The sequence below is a fragment of the Streptomyces sp. NPDC059008 genome, from assembly GCF_042749045.1.
Classification (GTDB): domain Bacteria; phylum Actinomycetota; class Actinomycetes; order Streptomycetales; family Streptomycetaceae; genus Streptomyces.
In genome coordinates this window covers 61,101-78,606 of sequence record NZ_JBHYJC010000018.1, presented here as the reverse complement: position 1 = coordinate 78,606, position 17,506 = coordinate 61,101, and the positions used below count along the sequence as shown (strand labels likewise).

The following is a 17,506-nucleotide window of genomic DNA, read 5'->3' as shown; positions in this document are numbered from 1 at the left end:
CTCAGGACATGTGGACCCATGGTGCGGGCCGGCAGCCCGGACTGCGATCGCGCGGTCTACGAGGAGCCCGCCTTCGCCGCCGCCTACCAGGAGGCGCTACGGGAGGCCTTCGCGCCCGGCCCGCAGGGCTACGCCCGGGACACCGTGCCGGCCATGGGCCGGTGGGGCATCCCCTACGACGCGACCACGATCCCGGTGGACCTGTGGTACGGCGCCGAGGACACCGGCCACTCACCGGACCAGGGAGCCGGGCTCGCACTGCGGATCCCCGGAGCCGTCCGGCACCTCGTGCCGGGCATCGGGGGCGCGGTGCTGTGGACCCACGCCGAGGCCGTGCTGCGTACGCTCCTCGACCGCGCCCGGCGGACGGCGGTGCCCGGCGTGCGCTGAGGCGCCGCCGGGGCCCGCGACAACCCGTCGCTCCCCTCGCGATGCGCGGGAGCAGCGCCGGCTCACGCGCACAGACGGGCGCAGACGTACGCCAGCGTGCCCAGCAGCAGCCGCGCCTGCGGCGGACGGTCGGCGGTGTCCAGGGCCGGCGGGCGCAGCCAGCGCATCGGGCCCCGCCCGCCGTGGTCGGACGGGGGAGCGGTGATGTGGTCGCCGGGGCCCAGCGGGCGCAGGTCGAGGGCCGCGTCGTCCCAGCCCGTCCGGTAGAGCAGATCGGGCAGTTCGGCGGCCGCGCCCGGCGCGACGAAGAACAGCGCACGGCCCGTCGGGGTCGCGGCCACCGGACCGAGCGGCAGACCCATCCGCTCCAGGCGCGCCAGCGTGACCCGGCCCGCGACCTCCGGCACGTCGAGGATGTCGAAGGAGCGGCCCACCGGCAGGAGGATGGCGGCGCCCGGCGTCTCCGCCCACGCCGCGGCGGCCTTCTCCAGGGTGGCGCCCGCCGCCAGCTCCTCGCCCAAGGCCAGCGGATGGGCACCGGGGGAAGGGCACTCGGCTTCGCCGCACGAACAGTCCGTACGGCCGCCTCCGGCGCGGACCGCACGGGCACCGGGGGCGACGTCCCAGCCCCACAGCCCGGTGTACTCCGCCACCGCCGTGATCTCGGTCGAGCGGACGCGGCGCCGGGAGGCGGAACGAATCTCCCGGATGCCGCCGATCGTGAAGCCCATGCCTCCTCCAACGGGTGGTGCGTGTCAGTGGTTACGAGTCGGCGGGTTGACGTCGGGGCGCCGTGCACGCTCCGTCGACGGCCCGAAGTGGCGGTGGCGCGACGTGGCGCGCCGGGTGGTGCGGGGCGAGCCGCGAGCCCTCGCGCGCTTCGTTCCGCCCGGCCCTACGCGACCTGTGTCAAGTCAATCGTGAGAGCCGGGCGGGGAGTTCATTCGAAGGGGTGGCGAATGGTGGCGTTTCCGCAATCGCCCTCGCGGGGGGCGTGATCGTAGGATTACTTTCAGTGCACGAACCCCCGAGAGGCATCATTCGCACGGGTATGCCGGTGGCAACGCACCGGTAGAGCGCAGGCCAAAAGGTGTGGCCGGAATCCGTGATCGGGTAGATGTACCCCGGACAGGCGTCGCAACGGGCGGCAGCCTGCGGGTGGTTCGCAGTGAGCACCAGGCACGCACCAGGCACCAGACACGCACCAGGTGCCGAGGCACCAGGCACCAAGGCAGCTATCGGGAGGGGCTTCCAGTGGGCGGCAACGGCGGCACGGGCGGCACCGACGCCGTCAAACAGCCCAACGCGCAGTTGGGTTCGTGGTTCATGCGCAGCGGCTGGTCCAAGGGCGAGCTGGCCCGACAGGTCAACCGCCGGGCGCGCCAGATGGGCGCCCATCACATCAGCACCGACACCTCGCGGGTGCGCCGCTGGCTCGACGGCGAGCAGCCGCGCGAACCCATCCCCCGGATCCTGTCCGAGCTGTTCTCCGAACGCTTCGGCTGCGTGGTCGGCGTCGAGGAACTGGGGCTGCGCTCCGCGCACCAGTCCCCGTCCGTCTCCGGCGTGGACCTGCCGTGGGCCGGCGCCCAAACGGTCGGCCTCATCAGCGAGTTCTCCCGCAGCGACCTGATGCTGGCGCGCCGCGGCTTCCTCGGCACCTCCCTGGCGCTCGCCGCCGGCCCCAGCCTCATCGAGCCGATGCAGCGCTGGCTGGTGCCCGTCCCCGCGAGCCAGGTCGGCGCGGAGGAGCCCGAGCGGGCCAAGCGGCCCGCGCGGCTGTCCAAGCCCGAGCTGGACCTCCTGGAGTCGACCACCGCGATGTTCCGCCAATGGGACGCGCAGTGCGGCGGCGGGCTCCGGCGCAAGGCGGTCGTCGGCCAGCTCCACGAGGTCACCGACCTCCTCCAGGAGCCGCAGCCGGCACCGGTCGCCAAGCGGCTCTTCAAGGTCGCCGCCGAGCTCGCCGAGCTGGCCGGGTGGATGAGCTACGACATCGGGCTCCAGCCGACCGCGCAGAAGTACTTCGTGCTGGCGCTGCACGCCTCCAAGGAGGCCGGCGACCGCCCCCTGGGCTCGTACATCCTCTCCAGCATGAGCCGGCAGATGATCCACCTCGGCCGGCCCGACGACGCGCTGGAGCTGATCCACCTCGCCCAGTACGGCAGCCGGGAGACGGCGACCCCGCGCACCCAGGCGATGTTGTATGCGATGGAGGCCCGCGCCTACGCCGGAATGGGCCAGCCCAGCAAGGTCAAGCGGGCCGTCCGGATGGCCGAGGACACCTTCTCCGACGTCGCGCCCGGCGAGCCCGAGCCCGACTGGATCCGCTTCTTCTCCGAGGCCGAGCTGAACGCCGAGAACGCCCACTCCTACCGCGATCTGGCCTATGTGGCCGGCCGCAGCCCCACCTACGCCTCGCTCGCCGAGCCCGTCATGGAGCGGGCCGTCGAACTGTTCGGCAAGGACGCCGAGCACCAGCGTTCGTACGCGCTCAACCTGATCGGCATGGCCACCGTCCGGCTGCTGCAGAAGGAGCCGGAGGCCTGCGCGGAGATGGCGCAGCGGGCCATCCCGTTCGCCAGGCAGGTCCGCTCGGAGCGGGTCAACACCCGGCTGCGCAAGACCGTGGACACCGCCGCCCGGGAGTTCGGCGGCGTCGCCGAGGTCATCCAGCTCACCGACGAGCTCGCCCGCCAGCTCCCGGAAACCGCGGAGGCCGTCGGCTGACGGCATCCCCCACCACTCCGGCCGCGGCCGCCGCCCCGTACAGCCCGACTCGGCTCCCCCCTGCCAGTCATGCGGGCGGCGTCCGCGGCCGGGCTTCCCTTTGCGCCTAAACCGGCGCCGCTCTCGCGTAGGGGGTTGCTCGCCGTTGGGGTGGCTCAATTGATGGCTTGGGTGGGGAAGGGGGCGACCCGGGTGAACAATTCTGCGGGCGAACGGGTGAATCGGGACTTACCAGGGCTGATCGTGGAGTTCATCGGGGCGTAACACAGACGCCGCCTTCGTCACGGTGGCGAAACACCCGCAAGGTTTGGCCGAAACCACCCTGCGACAACCTCATCGCGAAGTCGGCCCACCAGAAACACGCCCGCACGGGCCGCATCGACGACGAGGAGACGCCGATGCCCCCAGGCATCCTGACGCTTGCAGCAGACAAGGTGACGCTCAGCCCGGCGAACACCGGCTTCATGCTGATCTGCTCCGCACTGGTGATGGTCATGACCCCCGGACTCGCCTTCTTCTACGGAGGCATGGTCCGGGTCAAGAGCGTGCTCAACATGCTGATGATGAGCTTCATCAGCCTGGGCATCGTCACCATCCTTTGGGTCCTGTACGGATTCGGACTCGCCTTCGGCACCGACAAGGGCAGCATCATCGGCTGGGACGGCAACTTCGCCGGCCTGAGCGGCATCGGACTGACCGAGCTGTGGGGCGCGACCACCATCCCGGTCTACGTCTTCGCGGTGTTCCAGCTGATGTTCGCGATCATCACGCCCGCCCTGATCAGCGGTGCCCTCGCGGACCGGGTCAAGTTCACCGCCTGGGCCCTGTTCATCGCCCTGTGGGTCACCATCGTCTACTTCCCCGTCGCCCACTGGGTGTGGGCCGAGGGCGGCTGGCTGTTCGACCTGGGCGTCATCGACTTCGCGGGCGGCACGGCCGTGCACATCAACGCCGGTGCCGCGGCGCTCGGCGCGATCCTGGTCGTCGGCAAGCGCATCGGCTTCAAGAAGGACCCGATGCGTCCGCACAGCCTGCCCCTGGTGATGCTCGGCGCCGGCCTGCTGTGGTTCGGCTGGTTCGGCTTCAACGCCGGCTCCTGGCTCGGCAACGACGACGGCATCGGCGCGGTCGCCTTCGTCAACACCCAGGTCGCCACCGCCGCCGCGATGCTCGGCTGGCTGGCGTACGAAAAGCTCCGGCACGGCTCGTTCACCACGCTCGGCGCGGCCTCCGGCGCGGTCGCCGGACTCGTCGCGATCACCCCGGCGTGCGGCTCGGTCAGCCCGCTGGGCTCCATCGCCATCGGCGTGATCGCCGGTGTGCTGTGCGCCATGGCCGTCAACCTCAAGTACAAGCTCGGCTACGACGACTCCCTCGACGTGATCGGCGTCCACCTGGTCGGCGGCATCGCCGGATCGCTGCTGATCGGCCTGTTCGCCACCGGCGGTGTGCAGAGCAAGGCCAAGGGCCTGTTCTACGGCGGCGGCTTCGAGCAGCTGGGCAAGCAGGCGATCGGTGTGGTCTGCGTGCTGCTGTACTCCCTGGTCGTCTCCTACGTCCTTGCCAAGGTCATCGACCTGGTGATGGGCTTCCGGGTCGGCGAGGACGAGGAGATCGCCGGCGTCGACCAGGCCGAGCACGCCGAGACGGCGTACGACTTCGCCGGCGCCGGCGGTGGCTCCGCGCCCCGCACCGGACCCGCCCTGGGCCAGGCACTGAACAAGAAGGTGGACGCGTGAAGCTCATCACGGCAGTAATCAAGCCGCACCGGCTGGACGAGGTGAAGAACGCCCTGCACGCCTTCGGTGTGCACGGCCTGACCGTCACCGAGGCCAGCGGCTACGGCAGACAGCGCGGGCACACGGAGGTGTACCGCGGCGCCGAGTACACCGTCGACCTGGTGCCGAAGATCCGCATCGAGGTGCTGGTCGAGGACGCGGACGCCGAGGAACTGGTGGACATCGTCGTCAAGGCGGCCCGCACCGGAAAGATCGGCGACGGGAAGGTGTGGACCGTCCCCGTCGACGACGCGGTACGGGTGCGCACCGGCGAACGAGGGCCGGACGCCCTGTAACCGGCTCGTGGTCCGGCCCCGGCCCCCGCGGCGGCATCCGCCGCGCGGGCCGGAGCCGGACCGGTGCCGCCCGTGCGGCGGATGGCCGCGCGGCCGGGCACCGGACCAGACTGGCTATGCGCGACGGCCAGGCCGCACGGCGACGTTCGGTAGCAGACCGCCCGGAACTAATTACTCTCCGTAATCGTTGCCGGAATATAAGGAGGCGTCACAAGGCACGCAAGGAGGCGCCGCGAGGCAGCTCCAGCCCCGGATGAACCCAGGGGCCACCACTGACCGCAGGGGACAATACGACCAAGGAGCACGGGAGTTGACGGAGAGCGTCGAGGAAACGGCAGGACCGGCCGGAGCACCCACGGAAAGCGGGCCCGCCCCCGAAGGCGGCTACCCCGCGGCCAGACTGCGCCTCCTCCAGGCCAAGGAGCCCACCGGCCCCGAGCGCCGCGCCGCCCTCGCCCGGCTGACCGACGAATGGCTCGCCGGCCTGCTGACCCGGCACGCCACCGCCGCCGGCCTCTCCGGTACCGCCCTGGTCGCCGTCGGCGGCTACGGGCGCGGCGAACTCTCCCCGCGCAGCGACCTGGACCTGCTCCTGCTGCACGACGGCCGCGCCGACCCCGGCGCCCTCGCCGCGCTCGCCGACCACCTCTGGTACCCCGTCTGGGACCTCGGCCTCGCCCTCGACCACTCCGTACGCACCCCCGCCGAGGCCCGCAAGGCGGCCCGCGAGGACCTCAAGGTGCAGCTGGGCCTGCTCGACGCCCGCCACCTGGCCGGCGACGCGGAACTGAGCGCCGGACTGCGCACCGCGGCGTACGCCGACTGGCGCGAGAGCGCCCCCAAGCGCCTGCCGGAGCTGCACGCCCTGTGCCAGGAGCGCGCCGAGCGGCAGGGCGAACTGCAGTACCTCCTCGAACCGGACCTCAAGGAGGCCAGGGGCGGGCTGCGGGACGCCACCGCGCTCCGGGCGGTGGCCGCCTCCTGGCTCGCCGACGCCCCGCGCGGTGGCCTGGAAGCCGCCCGCACCCGCCTGCTCGACACCCGCGACGCGCTGCACCTGACCACCGGGCGGGCCACCGACCGGCTCTCGCTCCAGGAGCACGACCAGGTCGCCGAGGCCCTCGGCATGCTGGACTCCGACGCCCTGCTGCGGCAGACCTACGAATCGGCCCGCACGATCTCCTACGCGGCCGATGTGACCTGGCGCGAGGTCGGCCGGGTGCTGCGCGCCCGCTCCGTCAAACCCGTGCTGCGCGGCCTGCTGCCGGGCCGCGGCGCCGGCAAGGGGGAGCGCTCGCCGCTCGCCGAGGGCGTGGTCGAGCTCGACGGCGAAGCGGTACTGGCCCGCACCGCCCGCCCCGAGCGGGACCCGGTGCTGGTGCTGCGCGCCGCCGCCGCGGCCGCCCAGGCCGGGCTGCCGCTGGCCACCCACGCCATCCGCCGCTGCGCCACGGCGACCGCCGCCCACCCGCTGCCCGTACCGTGGCCCGCCGAGGCCCGTGAGCAACTGGTCACCCTCCTGGGAGCCGGCGCCCCCACCGTGCCCGTATGGGAGGCCCTGGAGGCCGAGGGCATCGTCACCCGGCTGCTGCCGGACTGGGAGCGGGTCCGCTGCCGCCCGCAGCGCAACCCCGTCCACACCTGGACCGTGGACCGCCATCTGGTCGAGACCGCCGTACGGGCCTCCGCACTGACCCGCCGGGTGCACCGCCCCGACCTGCTGCTGGTCGCCGCGCTGCTGCACGACATCGGCAAGGGCTGGCCCGGCGACCACTCGGTGGCCGGCGAGACCATCGCCCGCGACGTGGCCGGCCGGCTCGGCTTCGACGCCCGCGACACCGCGGTGATCGCCACCCTCGTACGGCACCATCTGCTGCTCGTCGAGACCGCCACCCGGCGCGATCTGGACGACCCGGAGACCGTCGGGGCGGTCGCCGACGCGGTCGGCGGCACCCAGACCCTCGAACTGCTGCACGCCCTGACCGAGGCCGACGCGCTGGCCACCGGCCCCGCCGCCTGGAGCGCCTGGCGCGGCGGACTCGTCGCCGACCTGGTCAAGAGGGTCGCCGCCCGGCTCGCGGGGGAGCCCGAGCCGGAGGTACGCGGCGCGGACGAGCCGACCGCGGAGCAGGAGCGGCTGGCCATAGAGGCCGGACGCACCGGCGGTCCCGTCCTGTCCCTGCGCACCCGCGCCGAGCCGCCGCCCACCGAGGCCACGGACGAGGCGCCCGCACAGGAGCCGGTCGGCGTCGAACTGCTCATGGCCGTACCGGACCAGCCGGGGGTACTGCCCGCCGCGGCCGGCGTACTGGCCCTGCACCGGCTCACCGTGCGCGCCGCCGACCTGCTCTTCGTCGACCCCATCGGCCAGGGCCCGGTCCTGCTGCTGAGCTGGCGGGTGGCGGCCGAATACGGGTCGCTGCCCGAGGCCGACCGGCTCCGCGCCGACCTCGTCCGCGCCCTGGACGGCTCCCTCGACATCCCCGCCCGCCTCGCCGAGCGCGAACGCGCCTACGCCCGCCGCTCCCGCGCCGTACTCGCCCCGCCACCCCGGGTCACCGTCGCCACCGGCAGCTCCCGCACCGCGACCGTCATCGAGGTCCGCGCCCAGGACGCACACGGCCTGCTGCACCGCATCGGCCGCGCCCTGGACACCGCCGGTGTCGCCGTCCGCAGCGCGCACATCAGCACGCTGGGGGCGAACGCGGTGGACGCCTTCTACGTCACGGGGACGGACGGGGCGCCGCTCGCGGTGGGAGAGGCCCAGAAGGTCGCGGCGGCCGTGGAGGCCGCGCTCCAGTAGCCGTACGCACGGACGTCGGCCCTACGGGCGAGGGCGGGCCGGTGCGCCGTCCCGGCCCTGCGGGAAACCGGGCCGGAACGGTTCGCTTGCCAGGGCGGATACCCTAGAACCCGACTGGACCCCGCCCCCGACCCCGAGGATCGACGACCGCCGTGTTCGATACGCTTTCCGACCGCTTGGCGAGTACTTTCAAAAACCTCCGGGGCAAGGGCCGCCTGAGCGAGGCGGACATCGACGCCACGGCGCGCGAGATCCGCATCGCGCTGCTCGAGGCCGATGTCGCCCTCCCCGTCGTCCGGGCCTTCATCAAGCAGGTCAAGGAGCGGGCCACCGGCTCCGAGGTCTCCCAGGCGCTGAACCCCGCCCAGCAGGTCATCAAGATCGTCAACGAGGAGCTCATCGGCATCCTCGGCGGCGAGACCCGCCGGCTGCGCTTCGCCAAGCAGCCGCCGACCGTGATCATGCTCGCGGGCCTCCAGGGCGCAGGTAAGACCACCCTGGCCGGAAAGCTCGGCCGCTGGCTCAAGGGGCAGGGTCACGCCCCGCTGCTGGTCGCCTGCGACCTCCAGCGCCCCAACGCGGTCAACCAGCTCCAGGTCGTCTCCGAGCGCGCGGGCGTCGCCTTCTACGGCCCCCAGCCGGGCAACGGCGTCGGCGACCCCGTCCAGGTGGCCAAGGACTCGATCGAGCACGCGCGGACCAAGCAGTACGACGTCGTCATCGTCGACACCGCCGGCCGCCTCGGCATCGACGCCGAGATGATGCAGCAGGCCGCGGACATCCGGGACGCGGTCAGCCCCGACGAGATCCTCTTCATCGTCGACGCGATGATCGGCCAGGACGCGGTCAACACCGCCGAGGCCTTCCGCGACGGCGTCGGCTTCGACGGCGTGGTGCTCTCCAAGCTCGACGGCGACGCCCGCGGTGGTGCCGCGCTCTCCATCGCGCACGTCACCGGCAAGCAGATCATGTTCGCCTCCAACGGCGAGAAGCTGGACGACTTCGACGCGTTCCACCCGGACCGCATGGCGTCCCGCATCCTCGGCATGGGCGACATGCTCAGCCTGATCGAGAAGGCCGAGCAGACCTTCAGCCAGCAAGAGGCCGAGAAGATGGCGGCCAAGCTGGCGAAGGGCCCCAAGGAGTTCACCCTCGACGACTTCCTGGCCCAGATGGAGCAGGTCCGCAAGATGGGCTCCATCTCCAAGCTGCTCGGCATGCTGCCCGGCATGGGCCAGATGAAGGACCAGATCAACAACCTCGACGAGCGCGAGGTCGACCGCACCGCCGCCATCATCAAGTCGATGACCCCGGGCGAGCGCCAGGACCCGACGATCATCAACGGCTCGCGGCGCGCCCGTATCGCCAAGGGCTCCGGCGTCGACGTCAGCACCGTCAAGGGCCTCGTCGAGCGGTTCTTCGACGCCCGCAAGATGATGTCGAAGATGGCCCAGGGCGGCGGCATGCCCGGGATGCCGGGGATGCCGGGCATGGGCGGTGGCGCCGCCCGGAAGAAGAAGCAGGTCAAGCAGGCCAAGGGCAAGCGCAAGAGCGGCAACCCGATGAAGCGCAAGGCCGAGGAGCAGGCCGCGGCCGCCCGCCGCGAGGCCGCCCAGTCCGGCAACCCCCTGGGCCTGCCGCAGGGCGGCCAGGACCCGCAGAACTTCGAACTGCCCGAGGAATTCAAGAAGTTCATGGGCTGATCCGGCCCTCACTCCGGCTCACGAGCCCCTGGCCACCATGGTGCGGCCGGGGGCTCGCGCGTTCCGCGGCCGGCGCGCTACCGGGTCCGCGCGATCAGATACCGGAACACGTTCGGCATCCAGACCGCCCCGTCCTCCCGCTGATACGGATGCAGCGCCTCCGCCAGTTCCTTCTCCACCTGGCGCTGCTCGGTCACCTCCAGCGCCGGGTCGAACAGCCCCGTGGACAGCAGCCCGCGCACCGCGCTGGACATGTCCGCGTACCCGAACGGGCAGGCCACTCGCCCCGAACCGTCGGGCCGCAGCCCGGCCCGCTCCGCCAGCTCCTCCAGGTCGTCCCGTCCGCTAGGACGCCAGCCGCCCGCCGTACGCAGCGGATCGGCCAGCCGCTGCGCCACCCGCAGCACCCCCGCCGTCGCACAGCGCTCCACCGGGCCCCAGCCGCCCAGCACCACCGCGCTGCCGCGCTCCGCCAGCCCGGCCGCCGCCTTCAGCGAAGCCGTCAGCCCCTCGACGGAGCTCACGCAGCCCACCGGATGGAAGGCGGTGACCACGTTGAAGGCGGCGTTCCCGGACGCCGCCTCCTCCAGCCCGCCACTGACCACCCGGGTGTGCTCCGGTGTGCCGTCCGCCGTGAGCCGCTCGCGCGCCAGCTCCAGCCGGGACTCGTCCGCATCCACGCCGCTGACCTGCGCCCCCCGCCCCGCCGCGAGCAGCAGCGCGAGACCGGAGCCGCAGCCGAGCCCCAGCAGGCGGGTGCCGGGGCCGACCCCCAGACGGTCGTAGGCGGCTTCGTAGAGCGGCACCAGCATCCGCTCCTGGATCTCGGCCCAGTCGCGGGTGCGCGTCCGCGCCCCGGCCGGCGGGGGCGGGTCGTCGCCGTGCACGGACCCGGAGTTCGGAAGCTGGTGCCGTACGAGCGTGGGTGACATCGATAGCGCCCCTATTCGCCGAGAACCGAAGCTGTTCCGTACCGATCGCCCCCGTGTTCGCGCGCTGTGCGCCCCCGCAATCCAGACAACTGCGCATCCGTCCGGGCGTCCAGGGTGTGCGCCGGGATTGTCTCCCGCGCGCCCCTGTATGCGCCGGGCCCGCACCCCGGAGCGCCGTTCCAGAGTGCCCCGGCCCCGGCGGATCCGCCACGGCAACGCCCGCCACCTGGATGCTCCGCGCGCCCCCCGGCTTCCCCGCCCCGGTGCCGCCCGACGGCCCTACGGTGGGGTACGGCCCGGTGCCGACGGGCACAGGTTCCCCCCGTACCATCGCCGCGGTGATCGTCGAGGTGGCAGACGACCGGCTACGCCATGCGGCGTACATGGTGGTACGTACCGGCTTGCGGCGCGGTGGGCGCCTTCTGCGCAGATCGACGCACCCGGCCCTCCCCACGGCCCATGACCGGAAACTGACTGGTACGTGCAAATTATTTGGGATGGCCCGGAATCGGAACACTCGGCGACCCCGGCTCGTTGTCACGACGTGAGCACGACACCGCCTGTTCTCGCCGCCGAGCTGGCGCTCGCCTGGGCCGATATTCAACGGCACCACCCCGAGCTGCCGGACCTGGCCGCGCCCGAGTCCCTGATCGGAGAGTCCTCGTCCGCCTGTGGCGCCGAGCTCTCCTTCGAACGGCTGCTCCATGAGGCAGTCCACGGCATCGCCGCCGCCCGCGGCGTCCGCGACACCTCCCGGGCTGGCCGCTACCACAACCGCCGATTCCTGGCGATCGCCGAGGAGCTGGGCCTGGACCATGCCGACGAGCCGCACCCCAGCAGTGGCTTCTCGCTGGTCACGCTCAACCCCGAAGCCAGGAGGCGCTACCGCCCCACCATCGAACGGCTCTCCAGAGCCCTCAAGGCGCACACGGCCGCGACCGCGACCGACACCGCCCGCAGCTTCCGGGGCCCGGCCGCCCGGCACGGCTCCTCGGGAGGCGGCGTACGCGTCAAGGCCGTCTGCGACTGCGGGCGCAATGTCCGTGTCGTGCCCTCCGTGCTGGCCCAGGCACCGATCGTCTGCGGCGGCTGCGGCAAGCCCTTCCGGATCCCCGAGGTGGCCGCGGTCGGCTGACCCGGGGGCGTGTGGCACAATGGCTAGCTGTACTCGACAGTCGCACAGGACCCCTCTCTCCTCCGGCTGACGCGTCCATCGGGCACCCGAGTACCGCAACCCCACGTGGCATCTCGTTGTGCCCCACCACGTCAAGACCAGGAGACACCACTCCCGTGGCAGTCAAGATCAAGCTGAAGCGTCTGGGCAAGATCCGTTCGCCTCACTACCGCATCGTCGTCGCCGACTCCCGCACCCGCCGTGACGGCCGGGCCATCGAGGAGATCGGTCTGTACCACCCGGTGCAGAACCCCTCCCGCATCGAGGTCGACTCCGAGCGTGCCCAGTACTGGCTGAGCGTCGGCGCGCAGCCGACCGAGCCCGTTCTGGCCATCCTCAAGGTCACCGGCGACTGGCAGAAGTTCAAGGGCCTCCCGGCCCCGGCGCCGATGAAGGTCGCCGAGCCGAAGGCCGACAAGCGCGCCCTCTTCGAGGCCGCCGCCAAGGCTTCCGGTGACGAGCCGAAGGGTGAGGCCATCACCCCGAAGGCGAAGAAGGCTGACAAGAAGGCGGACGAGGCTGCGGCCGAGTCCACCTCTGAGTCGACCGAGGCCTGAGCATGCTCGAGGAAGCCCTCGAGCACCTCGTCAAGGGCATCGTCGACAACCCCGACGACGTGCAGGTAGCCTCGCGCACCCTGCGTCGCGGGCGCGTGCTGGAGGTCCGGGTCCACCCCGACGACCTCGGCAAGGTGATCGGCCGCAACGGCCGTACCGCCCGTGCGCTGCGGACCGTCGTGGGCGCCATCGGCGGCCGCGGCATCCGCGTCGACCTCGTCGACGTGGACCAGGTCCGCTGACAAGTTGAACACCGGCTCGGGCCGGGGAGGGCTTCGGGCCTCCCCGGCCCGCAGTCGTCTACGGACTCCTGCCGTAGGCACACGTAAGGGAGAGACAAGCGTGCAGTTGGTAGTGGCACGGATCGGCCGAGCCCACGGCATCAAGGGCGAGGTCACCGTCGAGGTACGCACCGACGAGCCCGAACTGCGGCTCGCTCCGGGCGCCGTCCTCACCACCGACCCGTCCTCCGTCGGGCCGCTGACCATCGCGACCGGCCGGGTGCACAGCGGCCGGCTGCTGCTGCGCTTCGAGGGCGTCGCGGACCGCACCGCCGCCGAGGCGCTGCGCAACACGCTGCTGATCGCGGAGGTCGACCCCGAGGAGGTCCCCGAGGACCCCGAGGAGTTCTACGACCACCAGCTGATCGACCTCGACGTCGTCACCCGCGACGGCACCGTCGTCGGCCGGATCTCCGAGATCTCCCACCTGCCCTACCAGGACCTGCTGATCGTCGGGCGTCCCGACGGCAGCGAGGTCATGGTCCCCTTCGTCGCCGAGATCGTCCCCGAGATCGACCTGGAGGCGCAGCGCGCGGTGATCGAGCCGCCGCCCGGCCTGCTCGACGACAGCCAGGCGGAGATCGCCTCCAGCCGCGAGGACAGCTGATGCGGCTCGACGTCGTCACGATCTTCCCCGAGTACCTCGAGCCGCTGAACGTCTCCCTCGTCGGCAAGGCCCGGGCCCGCGGACAGCTCGATGTGCGCGTCCACGACCTGCGCGCATGGGCGCACGACAAGCACAACACCGTCGACGACACCCCCTACGGGGGCGGCCCCGGCATGGTCATGAAGCCCGAGCCGTGGGGCGAGGCGCTCGATACGATCCTGGCCTCCGGCGAGGGCGCGCCGGTCATCATCGTCCCCACCCCCAGCGGTGAGCCCTTCACCCAGCAGCTCGCCGTCGAACTGTCCGCCAAGCCCTGGCTGGTGTTCACCCCGGCCCGCTACGAGGGCATCGACCGCCGCGTCATCGAGGAGTACGGCGACCGCCTCGACGTGCGCGAGGTCTCCATCGGCGACTACGTACTCGCCGGCGGTGAGGCCCCGGTGCTGGTCATGGTCGAGGCCATCGCCCGGCTGCTGCCCGGCGTCCTCGGCAACGCCGCCTCCCACCAGGACGACTCCTTCGCGCCCGGCGCGATGGCCGACCTCCTGGAGGGCCCCGTCTACACCAAGCCTCCCGAGTGGCGCGGCCGCACCATCCCCGAGGTGCTGCTCAGCGGCCACCACGGCAAGATCGCCCGCTGGCGCCGCGACGAGGCCTTCCGCCGCACCGACCGCAACCGGCCCGATCTGATCGAGCGCGCCGACCCCGCCGCGTTCGACAAGCACGACCGCGCGATCCTCGCCGCGCTGGGCTGGTCGGCGCGCGAGGACGGCCGATTTGGGCGTACGAGCGAGGCCGTGGAAGAATAGGCCGCTGCTGTGTGCGTCCGGCGCGCGCCCCTGCCACAGGGGGAACGACGCCCGCCCGACGGAACGGCAACCGAAACATCCTTTCCGACATCCCGTTGATGACCTGTGGCATCAACGAAGAAAGCAGTAGGTCATGCACCTTCTCGACTCCGTCGACGCCTCGTCGCTGCGCAGCGACATCCCGGCCTTCCGCCCGGGTGACACCGTCAACGTCCACGTCCGCGTCATCGAGGGCAACCGCTCCCGTGTGCAGCAGTTCAAGGGCGTAGTCATCCGCCGCCAGGGTTCCGGCGTGCGCGAGACCTTCACGGTCCGCAAGGTCAGCTTCTCCGTCGGCGTCGAGCGCACCTTCCCGGTGCACACCCCGATCGTCGAGAAGATCGAGGTCGTGACCCGCGGTGACGTCCGTCGCGCCAAGCTGTACTACCTGCGCGAGCTGCGCGGCAAGGCCGCCAAGATCAAGGAGAAGCGCGAGAGCTGAGCCGCGCCGCCCGGAGCGCGATTTTTTGCGCCGGGGCAACGCAAAGCGCCTCTCGCGTCCGATGTCCGGACGTGGCCGGATAGGCTCGGGCCCCGATGGACATCGACGCACAACGCACGGAGCGCGGCTCCTCTCCCACCCCTGACAAGGGGGCGGGGCAGGGGTCGCGCTTCGCGCGTTTCCTCGCCCGTGCGGCCCGCCTGCGCCATCGGCCGGTCACCCTGTTCGCGCTGTGCCTGACGTCCGCCCTGCTGCTCAGCGCGGTGGTCGCACAGCCCTTTCTGATCCCCAGCTCCTCCATGGAGAACACCCTGCAGATCGGGGACCGGGTGCTGGTCAACAAGCTGGCGTACCGTTTCGGCAGCGAGCCCGCGCGGGGCGACGTGGTGGTGTTCGACGGCACCGGGTCTTTCGTTCACAGGGAGCAGGGGGAGAATCCCGTCACGGGGCTGCTGCGCGGAGCCGGCGCGGCGCTGGGACTGGCCCGGCCCGCCGAGACCGACTACGTCAAGCGCGTGATCGGCGTCGGTGGTGACCATGTGACCTGCTGCGACAGACGGGGGCGGATCGAAGTGAACGGCGAGCCCGTGAGCGAGGGCTACCTCCACCCCGGGGACGCGCCGTCCTCGGTGGAGTTCGACATCGTGGTGCCCGAGGGCAGGCTGTGGGTCATGGGGGACCACCGTGCCAAGTCGAGCGACTCCCGCGACCACCTCGGCCAACCGGGCGGCGGCACGGTCCCCGTCGACGAGGTCATCGGCCGCGCGGAGCTGATCAGTTGGCCGGTCGGCCGCTGGCGCACCATCGACGCCCCAGGGTCCTTCGACCGGATACCCGCCGCGGCAGGCCCCCATGGGTAACCGCGGACGCCCCCGCCACGGGCGGCGGAGCACCGGCCGGCCCGCACGCGGAGCCGACGGCCCCAGCAGCAGTTCCGTGGGCGGGTACGGCGATCCAGGGGGCGGGTATGGCGACTCTCCGGCGCCCGGTGAACCCCAGGGGGCCGGCGAGCCCCAGGGAGCCGGCGAGGGCGGCCGGCAGCCACGCCGGCCCGCCACCGGCGGACGGGCCGAGCGGCGGCGCCAGGCCAAGCGCATCAAACGCCGCAGGCAGCGCTCGTACCTCAAGGAAATCCCCATCCTCATCGGCGTGGCGCTGGCCATCGCCCTGGTCCTGAAGACCTTCCTCGTCCAGGCGTTCGTCATCCCGTCGGGCTCCATGGAGCAGACGATCAAGATCGGCGACCGGGTCCTGGTCGACAAGCTCACCCCCTGGTTCGGCTCCAAGCCGGAGCGCGGCGACGTCGTCGTCTTCAAGGACCCCGGCAAATGGCTCAAGGGGGAGCAGGTCAAGCCCGCCGACGACGGGGGCGCCTTCCAGCCGGTCAAGGACGCCATGACCTTCATCGGGCTGCTGCCGTCGGCCGATGAGCAGGACCTGATCAAGCGGGTGGTGGCGGTCGGCGGCGACACCGTCAAGTGCTGCGACAAGCAGGGCCGGGTCACCGTCAACGGCACCCCGCTGACCGAGCCGTACGTCCATCCGGGGAACCCGCCCTCCCAGATCAAGTTCACCGTGAACGTCCCCACCGGACGCATCTTCGTGATGGGCGACCACCGTTCGGACTCCGCGGATTCGCGCTTCCACCTGAGCGAGCCGTACCGTGGCACGGTCTCCGAGGACAACGTCGTGGGCCGGGCCGTGGTGATCGCCTGGCCGTTCAGCCATTGGCGGCGCCTCGAAGAGCCGGACACCTTCGCAACCGTGCGCGACGCGCCGGGCGCCAGGGCGTCCGCGGCGGACGTGCCGCATAGGGTGTCACCTGACAGTTTGACCGTACTCCCGACCCCTGCGGAACTCCCGCTCGTTATGGGAGTGGTGGGCCTGCACCGGCTGACGGGCGGGCGAGTGCGTGGAGTAAGGAGCAGATGTGGGGGACTTGGCGGTCGGCGCGCGGTCCGGAACCGAAGAGCCCGAAGAGCCGGCAAGGCGCGGTGAGACCCCGCAGCCGGCGGCGAGTTCCGTGCATCAGTCACGATCACAGTCACAGTCGGAGCCGCAGCGCGGGGTGCCGTTGGGCAAGCCGGACACTTCGGAGACGCCCGATACGTTGGACCAGGCAGCGGACGAGGAGGCGGGCGGCAGCATGAAGAAGGCCAAGAAGCCGCGCGCCTTCTGGAAAGAGCTGCCGATCCTCATCGGCATCGCCCTGCTCCTGGCGCTGCTGATCAAGACGTTCCTGGTGCAGGCGTTCTCCATCCCGTCCGACTCGATGCAGGACACCCTGCAGCGCGGGGACCGGGTCCTGGTCGACAAGCTGACGCCGTGGTTCGGCTCCAAGCCGCAGCGCGGAGAGGTCGTCGTCTTCCACGACCCGGGCGGCTGGCTGAACGAAACCCCGACGCCCGAGCCCAACCCCGTCCAAAAGGTCCTCAGCTTCATCGGCCTGATGCCCTCGGCCGAGGAGAAGGACCTGATCAAGCGGGTCATCGCGGTCGGCGGCGACACGGTCGAGTGCCACGGCAGCGGCCCGGTCAAGGTCAACGGCAAGGCGCTCAAGGAAGACTCGTACATCTTCCCCGGTGCCACCCCCTGCGGTGACCGCGCCTTCGGCCCGATCCACGTCCCCGAGGGGCGGATCTGGGTGATGGGCGACCACCGCGACGACTCCCTCGACTCCCGCTACCACCAGAACCTCAAGGGCAACGGCACGGTGTCGGAGGAAGAGGTCGTCGGCCGGGCGTTCACCATCGCCTGGCCCATCAACCGCTGGGCGACCCTGCCGGTGCCGGACACCTTCGACCAGCCCGGGGTCGACAAGGCGATGGCGGCGGCCCCGGCCGCTCTGGGCCTGGCCGGCGCGGTGCCGCTTGTCATGTGGCGCCGCCGGAGGCTGACCGGAGAGCGTAACCCCAGGTAAGGTGCCGTCCCGGATCTTCGACGCGGACCGGTCCGCGGGGTGGGA

The 17,506-nt window shown here is 71.8% G+C and carries 17 protein-coding genes; 15 read left to right on the top strand and 2 right to left on the bottom strand.

From position 1 onward, the window contains the following. Positions 1–18 precede the first annotated feature (18 nt). Positions 19–390, top strand: a complete 372-nt coding sequence (locus tag ACFWZH_RS22005; RefSeq protein WP_384433655.1) for an alpha/beta fold hydrolase — start codon at positions 19–21, stop codon at positions 388–390. A 62-nt stretch (positions 391–452) separates the two neighbouring features. Here the strand turns inward: ACFWZH_RS22005 and ACFWZH_RS22000 are convergent, their stop codons facing one another. Then, positions 453–1,121, bottom strand: coding sequence for a bifunctional DNA primase/polymerase (locus ACFWZH_RS22000; RefSeq protein WP_384433652.1), 669 nt, complete (start codon positions 1,119–1,121; stop codon positions 453–455). A 595-nt stretch (positions 1,122–1,716) separates the two neighbouring features. Between ACFWZH_RS22000 and ACFWZH_RS21995 the strand changes: the two genes are divergently transcribed. The 5 genes from ACFWZH_RS21995 to ffh all read left to right on the top strand — a co-directional run bounded on the left by ACFWZH_RS21995 (position 1,717) and on the right by ffh (position 9,700). Continuing rightward, complete coding sequence (locus ACFWZH_RS21995) at positions 1,717–3,120, top strand: hypothetical protein (RefSeq protein ID WP_384433842.1); 1,404 nt, start codon at positions 1,717–1,719, stop codon at positions 3,118–3,120. Positions 3,121–3,518: 398 nt separating this feature from the next. Further along, positions 3,519–4,859 (top strand): ammonium transporter, encoded by a 1,341-nt coding sequence (locus ACFWZH_RS21990; RefSeq protein ID WP_384433649.1) that lies wholly within the window; start codon positions 3,519–3,521, stop codon positions 4,857–4,859. After that, positions 4,856–5,194, top strand: coding sequence for a P-II family nitrogen regulator (locus tag ACFWZH_RS21985; RefSeq protein WP_384433646.1), 339 nt, complete (start codon positions 4,856–4,858; stop codon positions 5,192–5,194). The genes ACFWZH_RS21990 and ACFWZH_RS21985 overlap by 4 nt, the downstream gene beginning before the upstream one ends. A 310-nt stretch (positions 5,195–5,504) precedes the next feature. Continuing rightward, entirely contained in the window at positions 5,505–7,997 is a 2,493-nt protein-coding gene (locus ACFWZH_RS21980) for a [protein-PII] uridylyltransferase (protein WP_384433643.1), read from the top strand. Positions 7,998–8,149: 152 nt separating this feature from the next. After that, positions 8,150–9,700 carry a signal recognition particle protein gene (ffh, locus tag ACFWZH_RS21975; protein ID WP_384433640.1) on the top strand — a complete coding sequence of 517 codons (1,551 nt, stop codon included), beginning with the start codon at positions 8,150–8,152 and terminating at the stop codon, positions 9,698–9,700. Between the two features lie 77 nt (positions 9,701–9,777). Here ffh and ACFWZH_RS21970 read toward each other — a convergent pair whose 3' ends face one another. After that, positions 9,778–10,632: a methyltransferase domain-containing protein gene (locus ACFWZH_RS21970; RefSeq protein WP_384433637.1), complete on the bottom strand. Its 855-nt coding sequence runs from the start codon at positions 10,630–10,632 to the stop codon at positions 9,778–9,780. 544 nt (positions 10,633–11,176) lie between these two features. Here ACFWZH_RS21970 and ACFWZH_RS21965 point away from each other — a divergent pair. The 9 genes from ACFWZH_RS21965 (at position 11,177) to lepB (ACFWZH_RS21925) (ending at position 17,461) form a co-directional block, all read left to right on the top strand. Next, positions 11,177–11,767: a hypothetical protein gene (locus ACFWZH_RS21965; RefSeq protein ID WP_384433634.1), complete on the top strand. Its 591-nt coding sequence runs from the start codon at positions 11,177–11,179 to the stop codon at positions 11,765–11,767. Positions 11,768–11,922: 155 nt separating this feature from the next. Then, positions 11,923–12,363: a 30S ribosomal protein S16 gene (gene rpsP, locus ACFWZH_RS21960; RefSeq protein WP_384433631.1), complete on the top strand. Its 441-nt coding sequence runs from the start codon at positions 11,923–11,925 to the stop codon at positions 12,361–12,363. Positions 12,364–12,365: 2 nt separating this feature from the next. Beyond that, entirely contained in the window at positions 12,366–12,605 is a 240-nt protein-coding gene (locus ACFWZH_RS21955) for an RNA-binding protein (protein ID WP_003980229.1), read from the top strand. A 100-nt stretch (positions 12,606–12,705) separates the two neighbouring features. Next, positions 12,706–13,251, top strand: coding sequence for a ribosome maturation factor RimM (rimM, locus tag ACFWZH_RS21950; RefSeq protein WP_384433627.1), 546 nt, complete (start codon positions 12,706–12,708; stop codon positions 13,249–13,251). Further along, positions 13,251–14,060, top strand: a complete 810-nt coding sequence (trmD, locus tag ACFWZH_RS21945; RefSeq protein WP_384433625.1) for a tRNA (guanosine(37)-N1)-methyltransferase TrmD — start codon at positions 13,251–13,253, stop codon at positions 14,058–14,060. The genes rimM and trmD overlap by 1 nt, the downstream gene beginning before the upstream one ends. Before the next feature lie 133 nt (positions 14,061–14,193). Then, positions 14,194–14,541 (top strand): 50S ribosomal protein L19, encoded by a 348-nt coding sequence (gene rplS / locus ACFWZH_RS21940; protein WP_384433622.1) that lies wholly within the window; start codon positions 14,194–14,196, stop codon positions 14,539–14,541. A 95-nt stretch (positions 14,542–14,636) separates the two neighbouring features. Then, positions 14,637–15,401 carry a signal peptidase I gene (lepB, locus tag ACFWZH_RS21935; protein WP_384433619.1) on the top strand — a complete coding sequence of 255 codons (765 nt, stop codon included), beginning with the start codon at positions 14,637–14,639 and terminating at the stop codon, positions 15,399–15,401. Beyond that, complete coding sequence (lepB, locus tag ACFWZH_RS21930) at positions 15,394–16,539, top strand: signal peptidase I (RefSeq protein ID WP_384433617.1); 1,146 nt, start codon at positions 15,394–15,396, stop codon at positions 16,537–16,539. Before lepB (ACFWZH_RS21935) ends, lepB (ACFWZH_RS21930) begins: the two co-directional genes overlap by 8 nt. Beyond that, complete coding sequence (lepB, locus tag ACFWZH_RS21925) at positions 16,472–17,461, top strand: signal peptidase I (protein WP_384433614.1); 990 nt, start codon at positions 16,472–16,474, stop codon at positions 17,459–17,461. Before lepB (ACFWZH_RS21930) ends, lepB (ACFWZH_RS21925) begins: the two co-directional genes overlap by 68 nt. The last annotated feature ends 45 nt before the right edge of the window (positions 17,462–17,506 follow it).

What these genes read in the sequence shown, in the direction of transcription:
- ACFWZH_RS22005 (WP_384433655.1), top strand. Translation starts at nt 19, where the DNA reads ATGGTGCGGGCCGGCAGCCCGGACTGCGATCGCGCGGTCTACGAGGAG.
- ACFWZH_RS22000 (WP_384433652.1), bottom strand. Translation starts at nt 1,121, where the DNA reads ATGGGCTTCACGATCGGCGGCATCCGGGAGATTCGTTCCGCCTCCCGG.
- ACFWZH_RS21995 (WP_384433842.1), top strand. Translation starts at nt 1,717, where the DNA reads ATGCGCAGCGGCTGGTCCAAGGGCGAGCTGGCCCGACAGGTCAACCGC.
- ACFWZH_RS21990 (WP_384433649.1), top strand. Translation starts at nt 3,519, where the DNA reads ATGCCCCCAGGCATCCTGACGCTTGCAGCAGACAAGGTGACGCTCAGC.
- ACFWZH_RS21970 (WP_384433637.1), bottom strand. Translation starts at nt 10,632, where the DNA reads ATGTCACCCACGCTCGTACGGCACCAGCTTCCGAACTCCGGGTCCGTG.
- ACFWZH_RS21955 (WP_003980229.1), top strand. Translation starts at nt 12,366, where the DNA reads ATGCTCGAGGAAGCCCTCGAGCACCTCGTCAAGGGCATCGTCGACAAC.
- trmD (WP_384433625.1), top strand. Translation starts at nt 13,251, where the DNA reads ATGCGGCTCGACGTCGTCACGATCTTCCCCGAGTACCTCGAGCCGCTG.
- rplS (WP_384433622.1), top strand. Translation starts at nt 14,194, where the DNA reads ATGCACCTTCTCGACTCCGTCGACGCCTCGTCGCTGCGCAGCGACATC.
- lepB (WP_384433619.1), top strand. Translation starts at nt 14,637, where the DNA reads ATGGACATCGACGCACAACGCACGGAGCGCGGCTCCTCTCCCACCCCT.
- lepB (WP_384433617.1), top strand. Translation starts at nt 15,394, where the DNA reads ATGGGTAACCGCGGACGCCCCCGCCACGGGCGGCGGAGCACCGGCCGG.